Origin of the sequence: Undibacterium sp. Rencai35W (assembly GCF_049340185.1) — a bacterium.
Classification (GTDB): Bacteria; Pseudomonadota; Gammaproteobacteria; order Burkholderiales; family Burkholderiaceae_D; genus Undibacterium.
On the sequence record NZ_JBMPPC010000001.1, the window covers coordinates 804,441 to 821,600 of the forward strand.

At 49.5% G+C, this 17,160-nt stretch carries 12 protein-coding genes; all 12 read right to left on the reverse strand.

Annotated features, from left to right (window positions below; genetic code table 11):
* Nucleotides 1-58: 58 nt before the first annotated feature.
* On the reverse strand, nucleotides 59-217 hold the full coding sequence (locus tag ACO0K3_RS03590) for a hypothetical protein (RefSeq protein WP_422981937.1): 159 nt from the start codon (nucleotides 215-217) through the stop codon (nucleotides 59-61).
* The gene (locus ACO0K3_RS03595; protein WP_422981939.1) at nucleotides 217-7,920 is read right to left on the reverse strand and encodes a hypothetical protein; all 7,704 of its coding nucleotides are present in this window, start codon (nucleotides 7,918-7,920) and stop codon (nucleotides 217-219) included. The genes ACO0K3_RS03590 and ACO0K3_RS03595 overlap by 1 nt, the downstream gene beginning before the upstream one ends.
* A 54-nt stretch (nucleotides 7,921-7,974) precedes the next feature.
* Nucleotides 7,975-9,465 (reverse strand): hypothetical protein, encoded by a 1,491-nt coding sequence (locus ACO0K3_RS03600; RefSeq protein ID WP_422981941.1) that lies wholly within the window; start codon nucleotides 9,463-9,465, stop codon nucleotides 7,975-7,977.
* Complete coding sequence (locus ACO0K3_RS03605) at nucleotides 9,455-11,011, reverse strand: hypothetical protein (protein WP_422981943.1); 1,557 nt, start codon at nucleotides 11,009-11,011, stop codon at nucleotides 9,455-9,457. The genes ACO0K3_RS03600 and ACO0K3_RS03605 overlap by 11 nt, the downstream gene beginning before the upstream one ends.
* Nucleotides 10,998-11,576, reverse strand: coding sequence for a GNAT family N-acetyltransferase (locus ACO0K3_RS03610; protein ID WP_422981945.1), 579 nt, complete (start codon nucleotides 11,574-11,576; stop codon nucleotides 10,998-11,000). Before ACO0K3_RS03610 ends, ACO0K3_RS03605 begins: the two co-directional genes overlap by 14 nt.
* 28 nt (nucleotides 11,577-11,604) lie before the next feature.
* Nucleotides 11,605-11,799: a hypothetical protein gene (locus ACO0K3_RS03615; RefSeq protein ID WP_422981947.1), complete on the reverse strand. Its 195-nt coding sequence runs from the start codon at nucleotides 11,797-11,799 to the stop codon at nucleotides 11,605-11,607.
* Nucleotides 11,792-13,780 (reverse strand): ubiquitin-activating E1 FCCH domain-containing protein, encoded by a 1,989-nt coding sequence (locus tag ACO0K3_RS03620; protein ID WP_422981949.1) that lies wholly within the window; start codon nucleotides 13,778-13,780, stop codon nucleotides 11,792-11,794. Before ACO0K3_RS03620 ends, ACO0K3_RS03615 begins: the two co-directional genes overlap by 8 nt.
* A gap of 223 nt (nucleotides 13,781-14,003) precedes the next feature.
* The gene (locus ACO0K3_RS03625; RefSeq protein WP_422981951.1) at nucleotides 14,004-14,501 is read right to left on the reverse strand and encodes a DUF4376 domain-containing protein; all 498 of its coding nucleotides are present in this window, start codon (nucleotides 14,499-14,501) and stop codon (nucleotides 14,004-14,006) included.
* Complete coding sequence (locus ACO0K3_RS03630; protein ID WP_422981953.1) at nucleotides 14,498-15,232, reverse strand: hypothetical protein; 735 nt, start codon at nucleotides 15,230-15,232, stop codon at nucleotides 14,498-14,500. The genes ACO0K3_RS03625 and ACO0K3_RS03630 overlap by 4 nt, the downstream gene beginning before the upstream one ends.
* Entirely contained in the window at nucleotides 15,229-15,954 is a 726-nt protein-coding gene (locus ACO0K3_RS03635) for a DUF6065 family protein (RefSeq protein ID WP_422981955.1), read from the reverse strand. Before ACO0K3_RS03635 ends, ACO0K3_RS03630 begins: the two co-directional genes overlap by 4 nt.
* On the reverse strand, nucleotides 15,951-16,544 hold the full coding sequence (locus tag ACO0K3_RS03640) for a 2OG-Fe(II) oxygenase (protein WP_422981957.1): 594 nt from the start codon (nucleotides 16,542-16,544) through the stop codon (nucleotides 15,951-15,953). Before ACO0K3_RS03640 ends, ACO0K3_RS03635 begins: the two co-directional genes overlap by 4 nt.
* A gap of 6 nt (nucleotides 16,545-16,550) precedes the next feature.
* Nucleotides 16,551-17,159, reverse strand: a complete 609-nt coding sequence (locus ACO0K3_RS03645; protein ID WP_422981959.1) for a hypothetical protein — start codon at nucleotides 17,157-17,159, stop codon at nucleotides 16,551-16,553.
* Nucleotide 17,160 lies beyond the last annotated feature (1 nt).

The window sequence follows — 17,160 nt, forward strand, 5'->3', positions numbered from 1 at the left end:
TGAAATAAATCTACTCTAGCCCCGAGACTTTGAGTTAGCAGGGTTGATATTAAACGCTTTACCAGGTCACGAACAGCAAAATCACGCTAGTACATGAGCCAATGAAGCCGATGGACCATACAACGAATCCCATCACACTTGCATAAAAGTTACGCGCATATTTATCCATCCAAAAGCCCAAGGCGCAGATCAGGCCGAATACGATCAGGTGCGCCATTATTGCGCCCTGAACTTTTCAGCCAGTTCTTTTTTCTTCATCTGCTGCGAACGTGCTTTTTCGACAAATTCATCATAGGTCATTCCCTTGCGTGAATATTCACGTTTTAGTTTGGCAACGTTATGATCAATCTCCATCATCTCGGCTTGCAGCTTTTTAGCAGCATTCAGGCGCAACGTATCCTGACCATAGCTGCCAACCTTGACCCCGACCGTATTTAATATTGCCTGACCGGTAGAGAGCTCACGGCCGAATGCATCGGTACCGCCCGAATTTGCTTTGACAATACTGTCCCAAGAGTGCGTGCCGGGCAAAATCGGTAGATTAGGCGTCATCGACTTATACAGATAATCAAGTGTCTTGGTGACGCGTTCTTTTGCTGTATCGGTATTTTCCGTGATCGCTTGGCCGGTGAACATGGATTTATTCAGGACCAGCTCCCCCATCAGCGCCATCGGACCACCTGGCAACACGGAAGGCGGCAGCGGAATCGCTGAATTTGATTGCCCCGTATCCACAATATCGCCGACAGGAATGAAGCGTCGAATATCGAGAAACACCGGCTGATTATGTGAGTCGTTCCATGGCATCCGGACCAGCTTCGGCACCAAGCCCCAGACACGCCCCGCTTTTTCTTCAGGCAAGTACCGGCGTTCGTCATCCTCATTGCCGCCAGACAGCGCATAGCTAATTGAATTCAACAGCCCTACCAGCATTGCCAGTTTCAATACTTTCCATGGGCGCTTAGCTACCGTCTCTGCCATCATCGGGATTGCGCGATAACTAAATGCCATGAAAGGGAATGCCGTTGCGCGCAATCCCGCCACCCATGGTGCATTGATACTGTAGTCAAGGAAGGATTTACGCGAGACATGCCCGGCGTCCATATCCGTAGCACCGCCCTCCTTTGCCGCCAGCCATGCGGCAAGACGAAATACCTCGTCCTCCGACTGATACAGGTCAATCAGTGTCGATCCTTCGGTGATGACTGCCTTGCCTGGCTTCGACCCTTTTGCCGCATCCCACGCCGCGCTTAATTCACCTTGCAGCAGGAATTGCATTGCATTCATGACCCCGACTTGTGCCGCGATGGAATCTGGATCCATGCCAGCTTCTTTTTCCAGCGCCTCAAGCAAAGGCTGAATTTGATCTTGCTGCAGTTCTTTACTTGCCCACGTGCCGATATTACCGCCCGAGTCCTGATATCGTCCGATGACCTCCTTCGCAGCCTCACGGTCCGCCATCCCCGCGCGCGCAGCGACATTGCCAGCGGTACCGAGCATGCCCTTACCGTCGCGATCATGTGCGGCCAACAGGATTTTTAATGCTTTATGAATATGGCTGGCAGAGACATCATGCCAGTCAGCCATCACGAAGTTAGTCATCACGTTATTCAGATGCACGGCCGGAGATAACGCTGTTTTACAGGCCTTCCATACTTTTAGGATCGATGAATAGACATCACCAAACGGCTTGAATGACCCACTACTGATTTGACGAACATCATTCCAGATCGGGCCAGGGATATATTTGCCTGCCAATTTGCCATATTTGTAGGCATCGGTATCATTCACCTTCGTCTCTGGAATTTTTACCCAGTCGCCAGGCTTGTAGACCGTATTCATCGTACCCAAGCTCAACTCTTTGGCATCAATCAATTTGCCCGGCACTTGTGTCTCATGCGCTAAGGCATACTTCTTACCTATCCACTCCATATAGCGGCCAACTTCAACGTCATGGATCATGCCGTGCAAGGTCTTCGCAATCGCAAAACGGGCTTCATCAATTTCGCCCATTTTTTCACGCTCTTGCTTGGTGAAGTCACGCCACAAGATTGCATTGCCGCCTTTTGTATCCTGCACCTCATACGTACCAGCCTGATCCCACTCGCTGTATTTTGCAGGGATTGCCTCACCCGCAGGCACATAGACGACTTCTTGCAGCTTCCCTTTTGGGCGATTCTCGATGCCATCCAGCGGCGTAGTACCTTCACCCGAAGGCGCATGTTTTTCCAGACGGATGAATGACTCCCCCTTGAGCTGCTTATCAGCTTGCCCCTCCTTCAGCTTACGATTCCACCATTCCGGCGCCGTATTTTGGATTGATGACATCGGCACCGATTCAGACAGCCCACGACCTTTATACTGATCACCCATGATCGCAATTGCCCGTGCACGCCTCTTGGCTTCGCCTTTGTCTTGTTCCAGCGTATGTTTTTCATAGGAGCGATGCAGGTATTCCATCTTATTGCGCTCATAAGCTTCGGGCGACAATTGCCCCAGTGAGACTGCTTCTTTCGACAACGAATCAATCATGTTCTTGGCTTCAGCCAGGACTTTGACTGACTCAGGCGGCAACTGCTTTTCGAGGTAGGCAATGGCCTGTGGATTGCTGTTGCTCATCCATTCGTAGGCAATCCGCGATTCTTCTCGCGTCAATGATGAGAGCTTGTCGAGCAGATTGCCGACTTTACGTGTCTGTACGTTCATGTGACCAGACAGACCGGCGCGGCGATCTATCACCGCATCAGGCACGCCATAGTCAGACACAAAACCAGCCTTGACTTGCTCTGGCGTATATCGATCAAGAATGAATGCAGCACCGTTATAGACCGCTGTTGTCGCGCGATCAAGGCCTGTGAGTTTGGTGACACCTTTGACTAAGGCATCAATAGGAGCGGCAGTTCTTGCCGATGACTGGATTAACTTTTCTGCACGTTCGGCAGGTGTTAGTTTGTCGTCTCTGATTCTGGAATAGAAGATTTCCTTAGTTCCGCTACCATTCTGATCCACGGCGGACACATGGTCGCGGAGTTGTCCGCTAAGCCGAACCAGTAGTTCGCCGGGCTTCCGTCCGGTTTGTCCTTGATGTCCTTGGTCTGATAATGCGGATTTGAGGAATGCGTATCGCGCAAGTGTTCCGCTACCAGCCGATACCTTACGCGCCAATCCAGCTTCTGCCAGTCCGCGTAAATCTTCTCGCGTAATTCTGCTACCTGAGCTGTCGACAAATTCCCCAGACTGCTTGTCATATTCAATACCTCCGATTCCACCTCCATTGTCGATATTTTGCAACGTCGCGTCAATCAGCTTTTGTATATTACCAACATGATCCCCATACACCCAATCTAAGGGCGCAACACCATTCTTTGGATTACCCTTAATCTGGGCTGGATGTGGGGCAATATGCTCCGTGGTACCGAACTTTAAGGCGCTGGATAACATCTGCTCAGGCCGACGCAGCATCGCGGCATGAGATAAACCAGCAGGGTCACCAATAAAGACTTGACCTGTATTGTGGGCATAGTTAGAAGCAATATGATAAATCTTAGTACCGAATCCACTACCTTCATTCAGTAGAGATACGTCAATCCACACATCGCCTTTACCATGTGCCTCTTCAGGGAATTTACCAGGGCGCTCATCCACCTGATTTGACATCTCATTATTTGCATCCAGATCATAGCCGTAGATACTCTTACCGTATTTATTGAATGGCCGCACCATCATGCGAGCTGTGGTCTCATCCGGCAGCGTGAATTCATAGCGCGTTTCGCCTGGGATATTGGTCAGCTTTCTAACTTTGATATTAGCGTCAGCATCTTTTGTTATTCCTTCAACTGTGTCCTTATCAGACTTATCATATTTAAATGCATCACCGATAGAGGCAATTTCATCCAATGCATGCTGGGCTATTGCATCATCACCGGTACGAGACAGCGCCTGCGCTTCTGCATTCGTATAGAAGTGCGTCTCCTGACCGGACAGAATATGCTTTCTGGCAGCACTGAGCAGCGTCAATGCCTCGGCATTGGTTGCCCGTTCCATCCAGTTAGCGACCGCATCTAATCCAATCGCACGAAGAGACGACTGCACTTTAGACAACAGTTTTTCGAGTCCAGTAATCTTGCGGCCAGATCCGGCAATGTCTGCTAGCACTTCTTCAATCGATGTCGTCAGCCACTTATCTTCGGATCGCTTACCGCGGATGTCCGCATTTTCCTTACGCCATTCACCGGCTGCTTTGGCGATAGACCGATTATTCAGGGCGAGTTTTCGCAATGCCGGCGCAAGCTCTTCACCGAGCGCACCACGCAAGCCAGCATGACCCAACGCTTCATGAAATAGCACCATCTGAGCATCTTCGGCACCATGCAGATTATCGGATACGAGATAGACTTGACCCTGGTAGTACGCACCTCGCGCATCATAGGGCGCATTAAACGGCAACTCATGCACTGACTGGACAACATTTATTTTTGGCGCATTCGCCCAAGTTTCAGACAGCGACTTTACCTGGCTTGTCAGCTCATCGGCTGGCATACCGAATAGGTAATTCAATGCACCATGACCTGATTTGAATACTGCGTCATCAACTACTTCTTTCTTCGATCCATCGGCTGTCTCTGCACTAGGAAACTCTTTCACTGTCTCCAGTAGTTTATGAATAGGTGCATCTAGTCGAATGGCTTTAACATCTTCGCCTAGCTCTCTTTTAGCCATCCACTGATGATGCCCATCCAGAACATGCTTATCCGATGAAATGAGAATAGAACGATCACCGCCCTCATAGGCTTTCGCTTTATCGACCTTTTCCGGCGAAAACTCAGCTTGGGTCGGCTTAAGACTATCGGCTGGCACTATTTCTGATTCACTATTGATGCCACGTGCCTTTAAGAAATTGACCATGGCGCCGCGATGCTCCGCCTTAATCTGAGGCATGTCAGCGCGCGGAATACCCAGCGTCCCAGATTCAGGCGCAAAAGCAGTCCATTCCTTATTAATTTTCTTACCAACTACTTCATCGCCTTGTCGCCCGGCTGTTGCGTCATTGCTTTGATTGCTCGCTTCATTGCTGCGCGCATCGTCTCGCTGGATGTTATCCGGTCCAGCAGGTACTTCACTTTCTTGACTTCTTCCTTCTCCAGCAATGGATTCTTGTGCGTCATGTTGTTCCCTCTTCGCAGCAGTTAATAATTCGCCCTTAGTCGGCACCTGATTATCGCCAAAGATATTCGCTTGTCCTGGATGCCCCATCGCTTCCAGTGCTTCGGTATAGCGTAAGACAAACTCCGCCATCTGGCGCGGACGCCGGATATTCTCATCGAGGAATTGCAGCATGTCATGACCTTCAGGCGTCAGCTTATCGCCAAACATGCCCGATTGACTCATGTAATCCTTGACGGTCTTGCCCTTATCTTTCAATCGAGACAGTTCTTCGACTGCACCCAACAGGTCCGGCGTAATGTCGGCGTCGTGTAAATGCCCCTCTTTGATCGACTCACGCACCTTTGCCACCTGTGGTGCTACCTGCATCAATGCTTTCGACACATTGCGCAAATTATCATCGAGGCTTTCTGTCATTCGCAGCAGCACCGGCGAATCACCATACGCTTTAGCCAGGACTGCATTGCGCATACGTGCATAGCCAGCCGGTGACAATTTACCGTCACCATCGATCATTTCGCCCACTTCTGTTTGCGGAATTTTCGCCATGAACCGGCGAATGAAATCACGTGATGTCGTGAAATCGCCGTTGTCGTCAGGGTTCAGGTCATCCAAGATATCCATGCGTGCCGCATCAGAGCGTGCCTGTTCCACCGACGACATGCGCGCCACCGTCGTAGCATTCGCCTGACGTGCAAACTCAGCCCGGTTCACCGGTGTTGTCCGGACACGAACCAAGACCGGCTTTTGCATCGAGGCAATCTGCGCGGGATCAATGCCAAACTGTCCGGCATTAGTCGTCAAAAACGATTTGTAATCTTCTGCCTTCTGTCCGTTAGCCTGATAGATGCGTTTCAGTGCAATCGTTCGCGCATTACCTGATTCGACTAAGCCATCAGCACCAACAATAGGCGCGCCGGTAGCGGCATCAGCAGACAGCCCCAGCCGAGCAGGATCCAGCTTTTGGACGATACCGGATATCTGAGTAGACGACGCCGCGCGATCGCGCTCACGCGGTTGTAGCTCAGGCGGATAAGCCGGATTGGCACGAAGGTTTTCATCATGGCTAGTCTGTAGGTCACCTGATTCCATCAGAGCATACTTTGCTCCGATTCTGGCACCGGCTTCTGTGGTGAATGAGGTATCAGCACCAGCCGCCGCTTTGGGCCATGCCGATGTGATTGATTTACGCTCTTGCTCAAGTTGCCCGACTTGTTGCGCCAGTTCTTCACGCTCTTTATCGAACGTCGGACCATAGCCGTTTTCAGTCGTGATCGCCTGCGCACGTTGCTTTACGCTGGAGAGCTCGGTATCAATCTCGCCCACGCGATCCAGGGCAGAGATATTCTTTGGCTTCATCAGCGCCGCCTCTGCTTCTGTTGGCTTAGGCGCTTCTGCTGGCTGCACCTCACTATCCGTGCTGACATCCGCAACGGCTGGCACGCTATTTTTATCGGCAAGTGACTGCTTTACCTCTCCAACTTTTTGGAATGCATAGGCACCACCATGACCGGCACCGCCCATCGCAATACCGCCCATCGCATTTTGTGCAATCTCGCCGCCCAGGTCATACTTCTTATTTGGGTCAGCAGCAAGCATGGCCGTATGATCAGAGAATCCTTGCGGCACACCTTGCAATACCTCTTCGACACCTTCTTGCGCCGCATCTTTGGCGACCGCTTTCAGTGATGCTTTCTCAACGCCAGACAATACTTTTGCCGTGGAATCACCGCCAAACAGCTTATTAGTCGCCAGCGTTCCCGCCGCAGTCAGGCCAGCCGACAGCATCGGCGTTTGATCAGCGACTTCGTTCGCCAATATCTCACGGGCTTTTTCTTTATCGCCGACCTTGGCCAGAATCTCCGCAAAGCGTGGAGATTCAGCAAGCTTATCGAATGGCATGGTCGATACTTGATTGTACGAAGATTCGCGAGAGCTATTGCCGGATGATCCCGCCTCAGACAACATACCGGCCGTACTTGCTGACTGCGTAGCTTTTTGCTGCACAATCGTCATTGCTTCTTTCGCAGCCGCTGCCTGTGCAATCGAATCGCCGCCAGAAGCTGCTATACGTGCTGCCGCCATATCGCCTGCTGCAACTGACGTCCCCAGCACGCGCGTAGCGGCAACACGACCAACACCTAAGCCAACAGCCATATCCGGCAATGACTTTGCCATCATATGGGTAAAAGCTAATGGATTGTCCTTCATCGCTTTTAGATTGCCGAGAAAGCCTTCCGCATCTGCTAACGCCTGCTGTTGACGAATCAATTCAGGATTGTCTACTGCATCATCAGCCTGAATTCGTTTGATCAGATCGCGGCCATCATCCTGAGCCAGCTTTCCTAGTTTGGCGACAACGTTGTATTTTGACGCCACATTCTCAGCGCGTGATTCCGTCGCAAATTGAGATGCGCGCTGCGCTTCTTCTTGCGTATCGGTGTGCAATGCTGCTTCGCCTGGTGACACAACATTGATCAGGTTAGTCAGTCCGCGATCAATGACAGCAGGCACACCTTTTACCGCGGCAAGGGTATTAGCGGCAGGCGCCTGCAAGAAGGTACCGATACCGGCTTCCATGCCGCCAATGCCTTGACCAAGCGCAGATGACACGGCATTGCCATAGTTTTTTAGATTATCAATAAATCCAGATGAGGTCTCTGGTTTTTTCTTTTGAGGCACGACTTCATCGGCAGACCAAAAGCCCTCTTTGGATTTGTCGGATGAAACAGGATCGTTATCCCACCAATTAGCCATGCCATTCCCCTCATAGTTACATAGAGGGAGAATGCCATCATAGGTACGTAAATCTTATTTCTTTGTCCTAACAGTCCCATCAGGAGCAATATAGCTAGCGCCTTTGGGCAGTTTGGCATAATCATCCGGCGTACTAATTTTAATCGGCTCGCTTGCTGCTGGCTTTTGCTGTCCGAGATACTGAGCAAGACCGGCATTCGTGTCGGTGATACCTTGTTTCTTCATCCACTCAAAGAATTGTTTTTCTTTCTCTGGATCACGATTGACCAACTGCTTACCGCTAATTGGGTCCATCATCGGCTTGCCGCGTTCATCCACTGCAGGCGTACCCAATAACGTTGTCACGTCACCAGACTCAACCTTGTAGGCACCTTTACCGACAATGGCAGGCATCACACCAGTTCGCACCGCCTCAAGTTGTGGCGCCGTTGCATCCGGATGCGCTTCTTGATACAGGGACACCCCTGCTTTTTTAGCATCATCCTCTTTGAGGATTTCACGGGCGCGCTGATCTTTTGCCAATTGCAATTGTTGTCCCTGAATGCCTAGACTACCCTGAGCAATCTTGATATGCTCTTTTTGATTCTTCAGACCTTCTGCCTGGAACATCCGGCTAAACAACGAATCAGCCTTCCCCATTGCATCGAGCTCAGCCATCGTATCAATGGTATGCGTAGAACCGTCAGGATCTTTTACTGTTAAAAGTCGTGTCTTGAGTCCATTGCCCAAGTCTTTAATCTTATCCGAGACGACACTTGTGGGATCAAGCTTGACCTTGCCACCATCATTAAATGACTTAGCAACTTCCTCAAGAGGCGCACCTGATTGCGCAATCTTCAGTGCGCGTCCATAACCCTCATCGTCAACCTGTTTTTTCATTTCGGTCAGATTGACCAAGGCATCCGATCCGGCTTTGTTATTCTGAATATCGTACGCCAGCAATGACGCATGATCGAGTAAGGATTCAGCCGTTCCATAGCTTGGCTTTGCCGGGGCAACTGGAGCTATCGCATCGGTCTGACCCGCACTGACTTTGCCCTGATACTCTTTCATCGCAGACTCATAATCAGACTGCGCACTGGCAAAGCCTGTTTGCTTCTGGTTATAGATCGAATTCTCAAACAGGTTTTTACGCCCTTCGGTATATTGATCTTCGCGATCCTCACGCTTACCTTGTCGCTCTGCCTGACTCAATTGCAGATTCGCCATTTTGTTTTGGGTAATACTGGAGCGGATACGATTTGCTGCATCCGCATCACCGTACTTGTCATAGACACCAGCCATTGCCTGCTGCCGCGCATCGGCGACCTGCTGATCAGTCATCGGCGACGCAGATGTTTGCCCCAAAAACTTCACCCCTTTTTGCATGGGATAATCTTGGCCTTCTGGCTGCGGACCAAGCATGCCAGGCTGCTCAACGTCGGCTTCTTCTGGCTTGGCTGTAGAGATTTTTGACAACTCCATGTCCTTACCTACGCGAGAAGTAGTGTCATATGCAGAATTGAAGGCAGAAATAAAATCTAAAACACTATTTTTATGCCGCATGATTTACCCCGCCTAACAATTTATAATTTACTACCGTGTGTCCATCTATGTCTTTGCTAATCGCATCAGGCATTACATGAATCAACTCATCGACCATCACACCAACATGATTGCCATAACCCCATTTTTCAGCAAATTGAGGCAAATAATTAAATTGATAAAGAGGAATACCAATCGGATGTTTCCCAACTAATACAATATTTTCTTTGTACTCCCGCATCGACCCACCGATTATGCCTGCCTTTGCCGCGCCAGTTAAAACACCGCCGACCCCGCCAAGAATTGCGCCGAACCCTTCACCCTGACTATTGTTATAAACGCTAGTCTGAGAACTTAAGATACTGCCAAGTCCACCCATTGCAGCTTGTTGCCCAGTCAAGATCGTATTGGTACCCGCGTTCATACCGTTTAAATATTGTCCTGCTGTTGAATTTTGATTACCTACCGCAGAATTGCCCGACGTGTTCGCCTGACTATAGGCGCCAGCACTGGCACCCGTCATGCCGCTATACATTCCCGCGACGTCGAGTTTCTTCGCCATATCCGTTGCTTCATCTTGACGGCGCAGATCCCGTGCAGTTGAAGCCACAGTAGCAATTTTGTCGATTGCGGCCGTGTTCAATCCCAATGCCTGCGTATTTGCTGTCTGCATCGATTGCAATGCCTGCGATTCGCCGGAAGACTTCAACCCAGCAGCATTAATCGCGGCATTACTACGCAGTCCAGCATCTGCAGTAGCCGCAGTGACGCCCGTATTCAACACGTTTTGTTTCATACCGACACTGTTACCGACCAGCGTCCGATAGTTATTTGTTGCATCAGTACGTGCGCCATTTGCCGATGCGGCAAGCTGCTGAGACTGCGCCAATGTGCTGGTAGCGGCAGCATCCGGCACGCTCAATCCATAACGGATCGCCTGACGCATTGCCTGATTTGACGCCTGAGCCTGACCGCTTCTTGCATCGGCAACCGCCTTGCCGACATCTTGCTCAATATCGGCGCCGTATTTTTCATTGATTGCACCGTTACCGGCAGTGTATAAATCAATGGCTTTCTGAACATCGCCACCGTATTTATTCATGCTGTCACCGATACGATCAGCCGCTTTACCGACATCTGCTTGCGAGTCAGCAGCAATCTTTTCTTCAGCGGCACGGATAGTCGATGCCTGTTTTTCTCCAAAGGCATTTTGACCAGCAGCCAGATTCTGATAACCGGCCGCAGCATCTTTAATCGATTGCGTGATCGAATTACGCTCTGCCGTATTCCGTGCAGAATTATCCGTCATCACATCATTTTTTAGCGCATCAGTAACCGTCTGGCCTTCTTTCCAGCGATTAAAGTAGGCATCACCTTGTTGCTTGGTCTGGTCCATCAACGCCGATTGTTTCTCAATAATCGGCGCCGTGATCAGCTTCGTCTCTTCATACTGACGCTTATTTTCGTCAAGCTGTGCCTGACCAAGCTTAGCCGATAGTTCCGCCGTCTCTTTGCTGGCATTAGCAACTGGCGTGTAGTCCGGTGCGGGTGCGCTATTCTTTCCCATTCCTAGCTCCTGGCAAGTAGCGGCAATCCTCTGGCCGCATCACAAGTAAATAAATATCGCCGTTCGGATGCGCGTCTTTTAAAACGTGCTCAAGCTTAAAACCAAGATGAAGATCAAAGTTATAAGCGGCATCATTGCCTTGTGCTACCAATCCGGTGAGTCGTTTTAATTTCAGTTGGTTAAATGCATAGTCAAACACGGCATAGAGAAATGTCCGGCTCAGCCAGTATTTCCCAATACCAGCGACATGAATACAGGCGCTAGCACGGTTATAGTCCTCAAATACCACACCGCACACAATCTCCCCACGGGCATTCACCATGCCCATTCCATAAGCATTGCCCCATGGCTCAGACCCGATCATGTCTGCAACAAACTGAATAAATCGTTGTGGCTGATTCGTAATTAGTCGCTTGTCATCTGCAATGTTGATCGCGGCAGACGGCGTTTCATGCAAGATAGATTCAGCCGTGCTCAACACAGGAACGAGCGATTTGATCGTGGATATCATGTCAGAATCCAATAACCGCCCTTCGTTCGCAGATAAATAGCCGTCAATATCCATGCAAACAGAGTGCCATCATTGGCACGCGCTACTGTAGGAGCGCTATTAATTCATTAATTTTGGCAATAATCTGAGCATTTGTCGCAGTAGGTGACAGCTCCTTTACCCGCTCGCCACGCTGCCCGGCAATCACTTCAATCGTCTCTTTGAGAGACACATCAAACTGATACCGGTCAGAGCCAACCGATGACTTAGGAATATTTGGGATAGAACGCTTAGGCATCTTTTAAATTCTTTGGTGTATCCGCAATGACTACGGCTTTGACTTGGGTATTGCCCTGGATTCGGATCGAGAATGTATCGGACTTATATCCAGATGGCATCACTGCACCGACACCGTTTTGTAAAACAGCGCTGTATATCAGCTTTTCTTTAGCATAAAAAGAAAACGATACCGACACCTGCGACGAGGGGATAGGATCTAAAAAACTTCCATTGATCGGCCGTGCATTGATCGCACTGGCACCAATACCACCGCGACCGCCAATCGTTGTAATCTTCGTGACATTAGAGGCAATGGCATCCGCTTGCTCTTGCGCGATTGCAGCCGCAGCATCAATGGCATAGTCCATGTCATATTCAAGCTTCACCGCACCAAAATTGACAGGCTTATCTAAAACAAACTCACGTCCCCACCAATCCGCCGTCATCGGCGCCGAGGTAAAAGACTCCAGAACATTGACCTTACGTTGATAGGCAAAGAACAGATCGCTTGTCGCCGTGTCGACATACATGCCATCAATATATTGATTCGTGGTTGTTAATGCGCCGCCTTCAATCGTATTGAAGATATAAATAATGCCGGCCACAGTAGACAGATAGATTTTAGTGCCATCAAATGCGGCCTTGATAGATGCTGGCACGATCTTATTCCATTCTTCAGGACCGAATAGTTCTGACGTGTACATGCTTGCACTGGAAATATCGATCTTGACTAGGCCATTCTTTGACGCATAAACCACGCCATCACCGACACCGCACACGGATGCACGCGCAACGCAAGGCAATGGCTTGCTATGCTTAATCGGTAGCATCTGATCAGGATCAGAGCCTGCCAATACTACCGGCAATCCTGTCGTCGCCACGCCGAGATTCGTATCAAATGCGGCAATGCCAACAATGTCGCCCGACATTTTTTTGCGGTATTTGGTTGGCCAGGCATGCGGCTGATAAGGCTCCGACATACATACCGTATTGCCATAATATCCAGCGAGCACACCATTCGACAGACTAACCAAGCCAACCATATTAGACGGCGGCGGCACCCATCCATCAGACACGGCAGAGTCACCAGGTATTTGCAGATCAGTCAGCGAATCTGCGTAAGTCGTCGTCGTAATATCAATTGCGACAAGCTGAAAATCAGCCTTCGTACCACTGCTTGTCCGGTATAGCCGCTTCTTGCAATTACCCCACGGCACAGCCCTTGTCCATGCCCCACCTGATGTATAGGTCTGTGAGGTAACAAGGTTAATGGTGATCTGACTATTGCCGGGTACTGATGCGATGTTCCAGGCACCGTTCACATCCGTCATGCCAGCAACACCGGCAATCGTTACCAGGTCATCTACCCTTAAATAATGGTTTGTGTTTAAGGTCAGCGTGACGGTCGTTGCCGTCTTCGTAATTGCTGTCACTGTTCCACTGTTAGCAGGTGACGGCTCCATTCCTGTAATGTTCCATGATGCATCAACCTTCCCAGTTAGCAGCGAAGATACTGGGGAAAACGAGCTCTCTTCATTATTATCTGAATAGAATGTGTAGGCGTACAGGCGCGATGCATTCACTGCACTAACACCGCCAGAAGTTCCAACGAAAGGCGCGACAATAGGCGATGGAATGCCAAGTGACAATGATGCAGAAGGTGTACCAGAGCTATTCACTGGCGTACCAATTGCTTTAGTTGTGACCTTGGGGATGCCGTCGCCGGTGTAGCAAAACCGCGCTTCACCCTCGATAGGTGCGCGCACCATCTGCACAAACTCAGTCGGCCAGCAAAAAAAAGTGGTGTCATCAACTCGGAATATCGATTTCAACGCCGATGCAAGTGCTGGCTCATATACCTTTTTTGGCTTACGCATAGGGCGCAATTCGCCTGACAAGAGCGTACAGTTTGCCGCAGACCTTGCCCCATTTTGCCCCAATGCACGGTTTGCCAAGCGCGGAACGATACCGCCAAAATTCGTAATTCGTAACGCTGTCATGATCGTTCTTCCGGTGGCGATTGCATCCGCAAACGTTCAGATTCAAAACTGCTTTGACAATGATTGATATCAAAGATAAACAAGGCATCAATTAAAAATCGAAGCGTTTTATAAGGCTGCGAATTCCGGCAACGCCAACACCTGGCACTCAGTGTCTCATCTGCATAGCCACTCAATAAGGCATTTGCTAACTGGTCTACCGCAATCGCAACCTGTTTTAATCTCATGGGATCACCCACATCGCAGCCTGTGCCGCGCCAGCCAACGCTAGGGCCTCAGTCAACTCGGCTGCGGTGACATTGATCTTGTTGTTATTAGCGAGCACCCAGAGGGTCGATGGTGTATTTGTACCAGTCAGTGCCACGATCGCGCGTGCCATCCGGTTTTGGCTTACCTCATCACCATCGAAGGTATTCCCTGCCGCAGTAGTGACCTTGATGTTCTCCACGTTTGTCTCACGAACATCTTTGCCAAACGTCCGTCGCGCCTCAGCTCCCAAGTTATAGGCCGCGGTCATGCTGGCAACAGAAATACCAGCAGCAAGAGCGGCCGGTTCTTTCAAGAACCCAAGACTTGGCACCTTGGCCCAGGCGAGCGATGCCAACGATGCATCATTCAGATCTGCCATACCGGTGATATTCCCAAACACTTCGGGGATCTGCCGGTAGTCAATCGCGACTTTCTTATCCAAGTCACACAAATAATAAAATGCAGTGTTCATTTCTGACTCCGATGATCAAATGGGCAGGACATGGCAAACGATTTCCGCTCAGATAAAAATTTACGGTAATAGTGTTTCATCCTTGTTGGCATATTGAATAGCTGTTTATCGCGTTCTTCCTCAGTGGCTTTCCCGCATATAGCGGTGATTTTTTCACGCTTAAATGGGATCACATGAAGCAATGGCTGACCAGCATAAATAGTCACCTCACACTCTTTCAATGCTGAAAATACGAAGTTAATCGTATGGTATTTGTCATAGTCGACAACGCCTGGATACACGTGCAACTTATCTAAAAAGTCCGCATGCATCAGCGCAGGTAGCACATAGGCTGAATAACCTTCCTGCGCCTGCACTGTCCATGGCATCGGAATTTTAAAAGCCATCGGCTTGATCGCAGGATCAATTTTCGCCATTCCTTCAACCACCGCAAAATCAAATGGAACAGGCTTTAATGCATGACAATCTGCTGCCGTCGGCGCAAGCTGGATCACCGTGCCAGCACGATTGGCTTTGATATGAATATCGGTGTGCGCGGTGATAATGTACCCAGACTGGAAATAGTCGAACATACCAGGACAAACCGATACCTTCTTCTCAGTTTGTTTGCGCATCCATTCCGGACGAATCTTTCCAGCAGAGACGACCGGTGTCGATACTGCAAAATTGCCGATATAGGATTTAAATAAAATTGTGGGTTTAAAACCAAATAGTTTCTTGAGCCAGTTCATTTACGTGGCTCCCGTAGTTCATTCGTATAAACACCCATGCGAGACTGTTGCTTCATCTTCAACTGCTCTATTTCCGCACTCTCTCTTTGCGTCTTTGCACGTGGCTTACAGTTTCCACGCAAGTCTTTACGCCGCATAGGGATACACGTCACCAATGGCGTACCAGCAGACAGCATGGCGTCATGGTTTTTTGCATGCCAGATCGCAGGGAAGTTCACTTCTTTTGGATACTTATCGGTATCGACTAAACCGCTCAGGCATGTAAAACGCGGGTCAATATGATTCAGTGGCGGCATAAACAACGTTGAATAACCAGGCGCAGTCTTGATCACCCAATGGTTAATGAACTTGATCGCAGGCCCCGGATAAGTAGGCGAAGACTTACCACCAAGCTGCTCTTTGTTATGAAATTCAATAATCGGACCAAGAGGATTACCGCCGACCTCAATCAATGATCCATCCCCATTAGTACGAACATTGGTATCACCCCATAGAGGAATGATGAAGCCCACCCCCATCGCGTCAACAAGCGGCATGCACTTTTTTGCAGTCGCCCCATGCGAACCAAATTGATCGCGCCCACTATTCGATGTTGGCCGAATCTTTTTAAACCAGTCAGGCACCATCTTGATTGCAGGTACAGGCTCAGGGATGACGCCGAACAATTCAGGATCGCAATAAAACTCCATCAGGTCCGATTTGAAGAATAAGGACAAACTCATTTCACCTTACCCCCAAGAGCCCACGTCACCAGAGACAAGCGCTCTCCTTCAGTAACTGGATTGACCTTGTGCGGGATGTTGGAATAAAACACGATCAAGTCCCCCATTGCTTGCTTCAATGGTGTTGCGTTGACTTGGTCACCACTCAGATTGAACAACAGCTCACCACCGTCATAGTCCTCTGGCTCAGTCAGCATCAAGCTAAATGACAGCTTACGAAACAGCCCATTTTTTGGCGCCAGCATAATATCGTTGTGCCAGTCGTAATGCCCCTCTGTCTTGTACTTGGAATACTGAAAGCCATCAAACCGGCTCAGTTCCATTTGAAACTTATCAAAATTAATCTTTGCTGCCAGTTCATTGAAGCGATCAAAGATCCAATAGGTATCATCGCCTGGCTCAATCCAGACGATATCTGTCTTGCGTATACCTTCATCCGTCACCGGCGCATCCTCTTCGCCGATACGCGCTTTTGCAAATTCGCAGAGTTCACCTATCGACTTTATCTGTTCACACTCATTTTTTGTGAATGCTCCCGACCAGATAACAAAAGGCTCCATTGGCGGAATGAACGTGTCAATATTTCTCATAGGGTCCTAGATATTATCAATCGTGACATATCCACCGGCAGGCACAGTGACTGTAATGCCGCTTGGAGAATAGGCTATCGATGTTGTTGTTTGCGGTACTACCGTGGCTGGGCCACCAATTCCACCGGGGATAGCAACGCCACCAACATTCGTACCAGCCCCCGTATTTGCTGGGAAATAGGGGTTGTAATTTGCAGGAGTCGAAGGCGTATAGACATTGACATAATAGGCAGTCGACGTCGTATAGCTATTTGGTGATGGCGATCCAGTGTTATAGGGCGATGGCTGGGACGCAGCGTTATAAGTACCTGTATTCGCTGTTGAATACGAGTTGTTGCTATACGCCGTGTTTGGAGTCGGAGGCGTTAGCGGCAATGGAGCTGGCGTGCTGTAATTGGCAATGGTGTAAACAAGAACGTCACCATACACAGAAGACGGAATAGCAGGATTAACGACATTGCCACCAGATGCTGCATTACCAGCACCGCCCTTACCACCAATCCGCACCGTTGTTTTACCAAATGGCGGAATGTAATTACCTGGTGAATTAAACGTAATGCTGGCCTTTAATCCGACATTTGTTTTTTCCCGCAACAATGCTTGACCAAGTTTCATC